Here is a 10,411-nt window from a genome sequence, read left to right as displayed (position 1 = left end):
TTCGGCCTGCCATCGGGGAAATTCATCCTGAAGTGGATGGCGAGTTTTGGTATGGTGCAGCTCGTTTTTTAACGGACTGATGTCCTGCCCACGGATCGGCACTCATTTATGTCAAAGAGTTGCTGTAGAAATGCCTGAACCAATCCCGATCAAGGATCATGAAAAAGAGACGCGGCTGGTCAACAAACGATTGATCGCCTGCGCTCTGTTTGTCTTCGCCATCAGCTGCGCTCTGGTGGTGCGCCTGTACATCCTTCAGGTCGTGGAATTCGACTACCACTCGACCATCTCCGAAAACAATCGCGTCCATGTCCTCCCGATACCGCCAACGCGTGGATTGATCTACGACCGCAACGGTGTGTTGCTCGCCGACAATCGCCCCAGCTACAACCTGACCATCACCCGTGAGCGGGCCACCGACGTCAATCAAGAATTGGACGAAGTCATCAACTTGCTGCACTTGCCTGCTGAAGACCGCACGGTATTCGACAAGGCGATGAAGCAATCCCGGCATCCGTTCACACCGGTCACCCTGTTTTATGAGCTGACGGAAGAGCAGATTGCCGTCCTGGCGGTTAACGAGTTTCGCTTGCCGGGCATTGATGTCGAGCCGCAGTTTGTCCGGCACTATCCCCTGGGCGCACATTTCGCCCATTCGATCGGTTATGTCGGTCGGATCAATGAAAAAGAATCGAAAACTCTCGACTCCGTGGAATACCGAGGTACGCAGTCCATTGGTAAAACTGGTATCGAGCGTTTTTATGAAGCGCAGCTGCATGGCCATGTCGGTTACGAAGAAGTCGAAACCAACGCTCAAGGCCGAGTGCTGCGGGTACTCAAGCACACCGATCCGGTGCCCGGCAAAAACATCGTTCTGAGCCTCGACGTGAAATTGCAGGAAGCCGCCGAAGCCGCGTTGGGTGATCGCCGTGGATCCGTGGTTGCTCTTGATCCATCCACCGGAGAAGTGCTGGCCATGGTCAGCAATCCCAGCTTCGATCCGAATCTGTTCGTCACGGGTATCAGCTCAAAGGAATACTCGGCGCTGCGGGATTCCATTGACCGGCCGCTGTTCAACCGAGTATTGCGCGGCCTGTACGCCCCAGGCTCGACGATCAAACCAGAAGTCGCTATCGCAGGCCTGGACGCCGGCGTCGTGACCCCACAAACCCGCGTCTTCGATCCCGGCTACTACCAACTGCCGGACTTCGACCACAAGTACCGCAACTGGAACCACAGCGGTGACGGCTGGGTGGACATGGACGCGGCGATCATGCGCTCCAACGACACTTACTTCTACGACTTGGCGCACAAGCTTGGCATCGATCGTCTGCATGATTACATGGCGATGTTTGGCCTCGGTGAAAAAGTCTCGCTGGACATGTTTGAAGAGTCTCCCGGTCTGATGCCGTCGCAAGCCTGGAAACGCGCAACGCGGCGACAGGCCTGGTATCCCGGTGAAACCGTTATTCTTGGCATCGGCCAAGGCTACATGCAGGTCACGCCGCTGCAATTGGCCCAAGCTACTGCACTGATTGCCAACAAAGGAATATGGAACCGGCCGCACCTGGCCAAATCGGTCGACGGCGTAGCGCCGGTCGACGAGCACCCGATGCCGAACATCCTGCTCAAGGACCCGCGCGATTGGGAGCAGGTCAACCACGGTATGCAGATGGTCATGCACGATGCTCGAGGCATTGCCCGTGCGGCCGCTGCGGGGGCGCAATACCGCATCGCCGGCAAGAGTGGTACGGCGCAAGTGGTGGCGATCAAGCAGGGGGAGCGCTACAACCGCGAAAAAACCCTCGAGCGTCACCGTGACAACGCTTTGTTTGTTGGATTCGCACCGGCAGAGCATCCAAAGATCGCCATCTCGGTAATGATCGAGAATGGCGAGGCAGGGGGCCGAGTGGCAGGGCCAGTGGTCCGGCAGATCATGGATGCCTGGTTACTCGATCAGGATGGCCACCTGAAGCCCCAATATGCTGCGCCGAGTAAAGCACCGGGTGATCCGCACGTCTGACGCATGGTGGCTCCGCAGCGCAGGCTCACGCTAGCTGAGCCTGCGCTTACGCCCCAGGAACCGGGCAACTCATGTCACCTTCCTCACATTTCAAATATTGCTTGAGCGCCTCGACACGCGTCTTGGTCATGCTGGTCAGGCAATCGCTGTAAATCAATGGATAAACACTCCCGCCCGCCACTCCTGATGCCGAAAATTTACATTCCGAGTCCCGAAATCCAATCCATGCCCGCTGTGCGCCCACCAACAGCTTCTTGCCGTCTGGATTGTCTTTCAAGCGTCCGGTGATCTGCTGGTAAACCGCGTTCAATTCCTTGTCTGCCGCTTTGAACGCTTGCCCCGCGCATTGATTCATCGTCGCCTGATCGCTGGCGTTGGCACAATCATCGGCGGCATGGGCGAAAGGGAAAAACAAAAAGGGCGCGAAGGCCAGAAGCAGAGGCTTTGACATGAGGTTCTCGCTGTATCAAGGGAAAAGAGCAAATTAGTGTAGCGATGATCAGGTACGTGACCTGGAAGCTTCCAGCAAGCGATCCGCCATGGCTGCGATTTCCTCGCCTTCATGCAGCTGCTCCAGCCAGTGCTCAGGAATCGCGCGAACGCCATAGTAAGCGCCGGCCAACTGACCCACGATAGCCGCTGTAGTATCCGCATCATCTCCGAGATTGGCTGCTTTCAATACCGCGTCAGCGTAGGTCTGCGTTCGATGGAAACACCACAAGGCAGCTTCCAGTGATTGCACGCTATAGCCGCTGCCTTTGATTTCGTTTTCCGTTTTATCGAGGTAATCGCCCTGCGCGATAGCAACCACCTTGGGCTGGGAAAGCTCTAACAATGGCGACCGGCGAAGCTGTGTTTTCTCCGCACCCTCAAGCGCTCTAGTGATCAGATCAGCCAGCAATTGGCAGCACTCGATTGCCTCCGGCGCGGCATGGGTTGTGCGCGAGCAATCGGCAGCGGAGGTCTGGATCTGTCGAAAATCAGGAAAATAGAACAGCACGACGGGCGCCAATCGCATCAGCGATCCGTTGCCGGCAGTTAACGGGTCAGTCGAGCCTGCGAAAGGCTCCCCGGTTCGCTGATACTGTTCCAGCGCCTGGCTGACGGTCATGCCGATGTCGAAACATTCACCGGTGGAACTCAGGTATCCCCATTTCCACCAATTGAGGTAGCGGCCCATTTGATCGGCCGCGTCAAAACCGTTTTTGCGCAGCAGGCTCTCGGCTAGACAAAGTGCCATTGAAGTGTCATCGGTCCACTGCCCTGGCTTAAGCTGGAACGGGCCGCCGCCGACCATGTCGCTCAGCGGCTGGAATGATCCTCGCGGCTGGAACTCAACTGTTGTGCCGACCGCATCGCCGCAAGCCAGGCCGAGGAGGGCGCCGCGATACCGATCGGCAAGAGAGGGCTGCATGATTCGTCCTTGTTTCTGCGGATTCGCTGGAAAGATAACAGGTCAGGCTGCGCCGATCACAGAGCGCAAACTACGGCAGGATGTGTCCGCTCGAATCGATGTCTGCAGCGCCTGGATACAACTTCGCATTGGACATGTGGTCATACAAGCCTAGTGTTCAGAACAGGAGGTGACGTATGAAACCAGTACCTAACAGTTTCGAACGCAAGATCACGCTCAAGGCGTCGCGTTCCCACGTCTGGCGCGCATTGGTCGATGCGGAGGCGTTTGGCCAGTGGTTTGGCGTGGCGCTCGAGGGCCGGCGTTTCATTGCCGGCGAGTGGACGCAGGGCCAGGTCACTTACCCCGGTTATGAACACGTCTTGTGGAATGTGCTGATCGAGCGGGTCGAGCCGCAGCAGTTGTTTTCCTTTCGCTGGCACCCGTACGCGGTCAACCCGAACATCGACTACTCGCAAGAGCCCACCACCCTGGTCAAGTTCGAATTACAGGACTTCGAAAACGGCACTTTGCTCAAGGTCTCGGAATCCGGCTTCGCGCACATCCCTGATATCCGCCAGAAAGAGGCGTACTACATGGACAGTCGCGGCTGGGAGGAGCAGCTGAGCAGGCTTGAACAGTTTCTCGCCGAAAGCGCCAAGGCTCGCGAAAGCGGCGGTGCCTGACGGGCCTAAGGGTTTTCGGAAGTGTTTGTATGGCGAATGTCTTACACGAGTTGGTAGCTTTTACGACTATTGCTGATTGGATCCACTGGGTAATCTACACACATCAACTGGGACACAGGGAGTGTTTCAGGATCATGGACGATCGACCATTGCAAGGATCGCTGCCGACAGGGAGTCGATAATGGTCTTGGGAAAAACCCGCTTCGGCGGGTTTTTTTTCGCCTGTATGTAGGGGCTGCCGAAGGCTGCGATCTTTTGATCTTGCTCTTATAAACCCAAGTCAAAGAGATCGCAGCCTGCGCGAATGTCACCCCGTTACGAAGCAATCAACTGCCGCAACACATAATGCAGAATCCCCCCGGATTTGAAGTACTCGACCTCATTCAGCGTATCGATGCGGCACAGGACTTCGATCTTTTCCTGACGCCCATCCTCGCGAGTAATCACCAACGGCAAGTTCATTCGCGGCGTCAGCTCAACGCCGGTCAATCCCAAAATCTCGAACGTCTCTTTGCCGGTCAGGTTGAGACTCTTGCGATTCTGATCAAGCTTGAACTGCAACGGCAGGACGCCCATCCCGACCAGATTGGAGCGGTGAATACGCTCGAAGCTTTCTGCGATCACCGCTTTGACGCCGAGCAGATTGGTACCCTTGGCCGCCCAGTCACGGCTTGATCCGGTGCCATATTCCTGGCCGGCAATCACCACCAGAGGCGTGCCCGACGCTTGATATTTCATGGCTGCATCGTAAATCGCCATTTTTTCCCCGGTGGGGATGTAAATCGTATTGCCACCTTCCTCGCCCCCGAGCATTTCGTTGCGAATACGGATGTTGGCAAACGTGCCGCGCATCATCACTTCATGGTTGCCACGACGTGAACCGTAGGAGTTGAAGTCGCGCGGCTCGACACCTTTCTCCTGCAGATAACGCCCAGCGGGGCTGTCGACCTTGATATTGCCGGCGGGGGAGATGTGGTCTGTGGTTACCGAATCACCGAGCAAAGCCAATACCCGCGCGCCTTTGACATCTTTCACCTCCGGCAGAGGACCGGAGATATTGTCGAAGAAAGGTGGATGCTGGATGTAGGTCGAATCGTCCTGCCACACGTAAGTCGCCGCTTGCGGCACCTCGATGGCTTGCCATTGCTCGTCGCCGGCAAACACTTCGGCGTATTCCTTGTGGAACATTGCTGTGTTGACCTGATTAACCGCTTCGGCGATTTCCCGGCTGCTCGGCCAGATATCGCGCAGATACACCGGATTGCCCTGTTGATCCTCGCCCAGCGGTTCGCTGCTGATATCGGTACGCACACTGCCGGCCAATGCGTAAGCGACAACCAGCGGTGGCGAGGCCAACCAGTTGGTTTTCACCAGCGGGTGCACGCGACCTTCGAAGTTGCGGTTGCCGGACAGTACCGATGCGACGGTCAGATCGGCTTTCTGAATGGCTTTCTCGATTGGCTCCGGCAGTGGCCCGGAGTTGCCGATGCAGGTGGTGCAGCCATAGCCGACCAGCGAAAAACCGAGTTGATCGAGGTACTGCGTCAGTCCGGCAGCCTTGTAGTAGTCGGTGACGACTTTCGAACCCGGCGCCAATGAACTCTTCACCCAAGGCTTGCGCGTCAGACCTTTCTCCACGGCTTTCTTCGCCAGCAACCCGGCCGCCATCATCACGCTCGGGTTGGAAGTGTTGGTGCAGGAAGTGATCGCGGCGATGACCACAGCACCGTTTTTCAGGCGATAGGTCTTGCCCTCGTATTCGTAGTCCGCTTCGCCGACCAGATCGGCGTTGCCCACGGCGACGCCGCCACCGCCCTCGCTTTCCAGGCGTCCTTCTTCCTTGCTGGTGGGTTTGAATTGCAGGTCGATGAAATCACTGAAGGCTTGCGCGACGTTCGGCAGCGAGACGCGATCCTGCGGACGTTTCGGCCCGGCCAGACTGGCTTCGACGCTGCCCATGTCCAGCGCCAGGCTGTCGGTGAACACTGGCTCCTGACCCGGCAGACGCCACAGGCCTTGAGCCTTGGTGTACGCCTCGACCAATTTCACTACTTCCGGCGGCCGGCCAGACAAGCGGAGGTATTCCAGCGTGACATCATCGACCGGGAAGAAACCGCATGTCGCTCCGTACTCTGGAGCCATGTTGGCGATCGTTGCACGGTCGGCCAGTGGCAGATCGGCGAGACCGTCGCCATAGAATTCGACGAATTTGCCGACCACGCCTTTCTTGCGCAGCATCTGCGTCACGGTCAGCACCAGATCGGTAGCGGTGATGCCTTCCTTGAGCTTGCCGGTGAGTTTGAAGCCGATCACTTCGGGAATCAGCATCGACACCGGTTGCCCGAGCATCGCCGCTTCCGCTTCGATCCCGCCAACGCCCCAGCCGAGCACGCCGAGACCGTTGATCATGGTGGTGTGGGAGTCGGTGCCTACCAGGGTGTCGGGGAAGGCGTAGGTGCGGCCATCCTCGTCTTTGGTCCACACGGTGCGGCCGAGGTATTCAAGGTTGACCTGGTGGCAGATGCCGGTGCCCGGCGGTACCACGCTGAAGTTATCGAACGCACTCTGGCCCCAGCGCAGGAAGGCATAGCGCTCGCCGTTGCGTTGCATTTCGATGTCGACGTTCTGTTCAAACGCACTGGCGCTGCCAAACCTGTCGACCATTACCGAGTGGTCGATTACCAGATCCACCGGCGACAACGGGTTGATCCGCTGCGGATCGCCGCCGGCCTTGGCCATTGCCGCACGCATGGCGGCGAGATCGACCACGGCGGGAACGCCGGTAAAATCCTGCATCAATACACGGGCAGGGCGGTACTGGATTTCTCGATCGGAGCGGCGCTCCTTGAGCCAGGCGGCGATGGTTTTGAGGTCGGCGCCGGTGACGGTTTTTTCGTCTTCCCAGCGCAGCAGGTTTTCCAACAGCACCTTCAACGACATCGGCAGCTTGTCGAGGTCGCCCAGGCTCTTGGCGGCTTCCGGCAGGCTGAAATAATGGTAGGTCGTGGCGTCGATTTGTAGGGTTTTCAGTGATTTCAGACTATCGAGGGACGGCATTACGATCACTCCTTTGAGTCCGCACGGCTACGGACTGAGGGGACGGGCAGAGCATTAAACCTAGCCCTGTTTTGAGTAGCTGGCTAATAACTGGACTCTATGGACGGAACCAAGGTTCCGACTTCGGCTATCATGCGCCGGTTTTCGTGACAGGCATTGCGGCAACGCAAGGCTTGAGCATCGCGCAGCGGTCGAATGATCGACCGCTGCCCAGGAGTAAGAATGAACACCCTATTCATGCATTGCCGGCCCGGCTTCGAAGGCGAAGTCTGTTCGGAGATTTCCGACCTTGCCGCCCGTCTCAATGTCGCCGGTTACGCCAAAGCCAAAACGGCTGCGGCCTGCGCCGAGTTTGTCTGCACCGAAGCAGACGGTGCCGAACGCCTGATGCGCGGGCAGCGTTTCGCCGAACTGATCTTCCCGCGGCAGTGGGCGCGCGGCTTTTTCATCGATCTGCCGGAAAACGATCGGATCAGCGTGATTCTCGCGCACATGGCCGATTTCCCGGTGTGCGGCAGTCTGTGGCTGGAAGTGGTCGATACCAATGACGGCAAGGAGCTGTCGAACTTCTGCAAGAAGTTCGAAGGCCCGCTGCGCAAGGCACTGATCGCCGCTGGCAAACTGGTGGAGGACGCCAGCAAGCCGCGTTTGTTGCTGACTTTCAAAAGCGGCCGCGAAGTTTTTCTCGGCCTGGCCGATGCCGGCAATTCGGCGATGTGGCCGATGGGCATTCCACGCCTGAAATTTCCCCGCGAAGCGCCAAGCCGTTCGACCCTGAAGCTGGAAGAGGCGTGGCACCACTTCATCCCGCGTGATCAGTGGGAAGATCGCCTGCACAGCGATATGACCGGTGTCGACCTCGGCGCCGCGCCGGGGGGCTGGACTTGGCAACTGGTCAACCGTGGCATGCTGGTGACGGCGATCGACAACGGCCCGATGGCTGAAAGCCTGATGGAAACCGGGCTGGTCCAGCATCTGATGGCGGACGGATTTACCTTCAAGCCCAAGCAGCCGGTGGACTGGATGGTTTGCGACATCGTCGAGAAACCGGCGCGCAACGCCGCGATGCTGGAAGAGTGGATTGGCGAGGGACATTGCCGCGAGGCGGTGGTCAACCTGAAGTTGCCGATGAAGCAGCGTTATGCCGAAGTGAAGCGGCTGCTCGAGCGCATTGCCGATGGATTCAAGGCACGGGGGATCAAGGTTGATATCGGCTGCAAGCAGCTGTATCACGATCGTGAGGAGGTGACTTGCCATCTGCGCCGGCACGACAGCAAAAAGCCCAAGTCCCGCTGAAGCAGAGCGAACTCTTGTGGGAGCGAGCCTGCTCGCGAAAGCGTCTTGTCAGCCGACATCAATGTTGGATGAAGCACCGCATTCGCGAGCAGGCTCGCTGCCACATGGGTTGGACGATATCCCAAGCAATGCGCGACAATGCCGGCCAGTTTCTGGAGTGAACCATGAGTGAAATGATCGATACCCCGGTCGACGGCACCCTCGACGCCACCGGCCTCAATTGCCCGGAGCCGGTGATGATGTTGCACCAGCACATCCGCGATCTGGTGCCCGGCGGCCTGCTCAAGGTGATCGCCACCGATCCCTCGACCAAGCGCGATATCCCCAAGTTCTGCGTGTTTCTTGACCATGAACTGGTCAGCCAGCATGAAGAGGCCGGCACCTATCTTTACTGGATCCGCAAGAAGTCCTGAATCAGGGCAAAAAAAAGACCTGCAAATGCAGGTCTTTTTTTATGGGTGATCAACCCGCCGAACGACTGATCCGGATTCGCTTGCGCGCACTGCGTGTCAGCCGGATTGACAGCATCAGCGCCGCGCAGCTCAAACCGACAATCAGACCCTGCCACAACCCGCTCGGGCCCCGTGGCTCGCCGAGCCAATCGGTCAGGCCCAGCGCGTAACCGACCGGCAAACCAATGCCCCAGTAGGCGAACAGAGTCAGGATCATCGTCACCCGCGTGTCCTGATAACCACGCAGCGCGCCGGCTGCAGTCACCTGAATCGCATCGGAAAACTGGAACAGCGCCGAATAGACGATCAGCATGGCCGCAATGTGAATCACCGTCGGATCAGCGGTATAGATCGCCGCAATCGGCTCGCGCAGAGCCAGCATCAGGCTCGCCGACAGGCAGGCGTAGGCCAGTGCGGTGCCCATGCCGACACCTGCAGCGAAACGCGCCTCACGGGGTTCCTCGCGGCCCAGCGCCTGGCCGACGCGCACGGTGACCGCCATGCCCAGCGAATAGGGAATCATGAACACCAGCGAGCTGACGTTCAGCGCGATCTGATGCCCGGCCACCACCGTCGCCCCGAGGCTGCCGATCAGCAGTGCAATCACGGCGAAAATGCTCGACTCGGCAAACACCGCTATGCCGATCGGTAAACCAATCGACAGCAGACGCTTGATCACCGCCCACTGCGGCCAGTCGAAGCGGCTGAACAGTTCGCTCGAGCGATAGGCTGGCGCCCAGCGTTCGTAACCGGCCATGCCCAGCGCCATCACCCACATCACGATCGCCGTGGCCCAGCCGCAGCCGACGCCGCCCATGGCGGGCACGCCGAAGTGGCCATAGATGAAGATGTAGTTCAGGGGAATGTTCAGCGCCAGACCGCAGAGGCCCAGCACCATGGCCGGGCGGGTGCGACCGATGCCGTCGCTGGTGCAGCGCAGCACGTGATAAAAGGCCACCGCCGGCAAGCCGCTGGCGATGCCGTGCAGGTATTGCATGCACGGGCCGATCAATTCGGGATCGACCTTCATCAGGTGCAGCACCGGCTCGGCGGCGACCAGCATCGAGGTAGCGATCAAGCCGACGACCAATGCCAGCCACAGCGCCTGCCGCACGATCGGGCCGATTTCGCTGTGCTTGCCAGCGCCGAAACGTTGAGCGACTTTTGGCGTGGTGGCCAATAGTGTGCCGGTCATCAATAGAAACACCGGGACCCAGATCGAGTTGCCCAGTGCCACTGCCGCCAGATCCTTGGGCCCGACGCGCCCGGCCATCACCGCATCGACGAAGCCCATGGCGGTGGTCGCCAGTTGCGCGATGATGATCGGCAACGCCAGGGCGAGCAGATTTTTCAGCTCCAGACGAATCCGCGCTGGGCGAGTCAGGGAGACGGCGACAGGTTGGTCAGTTACAGGGTTCACAGGCAAAGCGTCCGGATAGTGTTGATACGCAAAGCGATGCATTCTACGCCGCTGACGCCTCGGTCAGGAAAAATCCTCTGTTGC

Annotated in this window: 8 protein-coding genes; 4 read left to right on the top strand and 4 right to left on the bottom strand. The window is 58.7% G+C overall.

The window, feature by feature from the left end; all coding sequences use genetic code 11:
* Positions 1–130 precede the first annotated feature (130 nt).
* Entirely contained in the window at positions 131–2,023 is a 1,893-nt protein-coding gene (mrdA, locus tag ACZ0AZ_RS27070) for a penicillin-binding protein 2 (protein ID WP_463538522.1), read from the top strand.
* 46 nt (positions 2,024–2,069) lie between these two features.
* Here the strand turns inward: mrdA and ACZ0AZ_RS27065 are convergent, their stop codons facing one another.
* Together ACZ0AZ_RS27065 and ACZ0AZ_RS27060 are read right to left on the bottom strand one after the other, a co-directional pair.
* Positions 2,070–2,474, bottom strand: coding sequence for a lysozyme inhibitor LprI family protein (locus ACZ0AZ_RS27065; protein ID WP_129999696.1), 405 nt, complete (start codon positions 2,472–2,474; stop codon positions 2,070–2,072).
* 48 nt (positions 2,475–2,522) lie between these two features.
* On the bottom strand, positions 2,523–3,437 hold the full coding sequence (locus tag ACZ0AZ_RS27060; protein WP_129999695.1) for an ADP-ribosylglycohydrolase family protein: 915 nt from the start codon (positions 3,435–3,437) through the stop codon (positions 2,523–2,525).
* 176 nt (positions 3,438–3,613) lie between these two features.
* Between ACZ0AZ_RS27060 and ACZ0AZ_RS27055 the strand changes: the two genes are divergently transcribed.
* Positions 3,614–4,102: an SRPBCC family protein gene (locus ACZ0AZ_RS27055; RefSeq protein WP_463538521.1), complete on the top strand. Its 489-nt coding sequence runs from the start codon at positions 3,614–3,616 to the stop codon at positions 4,100–4,102.
* A gap of 315 nt (positions 4,103–4,417) precedes the next feature.
* Here the strand turns inward: ACZ0AZ_RS27055 and acnA are convergent, their stop codons facing one another.
* Positions 4,418–7,159 (bottom strand): aconitate hydratase AcnA, encoded by a 2,742-nt coding sequence (gene acnA, locus ACZ0AZ_RS27050; protein WP_463538520.1) that lies wholly within the window; start codon positions 7,157–7,159, stop codon positions 4,418–4,420.
* A gap of 222 nt (positions 7,160–7,381) precedes the next feature.
* On the opposite strand from acnA, the gene rlmM reads away from it, so the two are divergent.
* Positions 7,382–8,455 (top strand): 23S rRNA (cytidine(2498)-2'-O)-methyltransferase RlmM, encoded by a 1,074-nt coding sequence (rlmM, locus tag ACZ0AZ_RS27045; RefSeq protein WP_129999692.1) that lies wholly within the window; start codon positions 7,382–7,384, stop codon positions 8,453–8,455.
* A gap of 164 nt (positions 8,456–8,619) precedes the next feature.
* Positions 8,620–8,868 (top strand): sulfurtransferase TusA, encoded by a 249-nt coding sequence (gene tusA, locus ACZ0AZ_RS27040; RefSeq protein ID WP_016775503.1) that lies wholly within the window; start codon positions 8,620–8,622, stop codon positions 8,866–8,868.
* Positions 8,869–8,917: 49 nt separating this feature from the next.
* On the opposite strand, the gene ACZ0AZ_RS27035 is transcribed toward tusA, so the two are convergent.
* Positions 8,918–10,327 (bottom strand): MATE family efflux transporter, encoded by a 1,410-nt coding sequence (locus ACZ0AZ_RS27035; RefSeq protein WP_463538519.1) that lies wholly within the window; start codon positions 10,325–10,327, stop codon positions 8,918–8,920.
* Positions 10,328–10,411: the final 84 nt, after the last annotated feature.

It is taken from the genome of Pseudomonas sp. AC239 (genome assembly GCF_979258545.1).
Note: the sequence above shows the minus strand (reverse complement) of the source record. Positions and strands in the feature narration are given on the sequence as shown.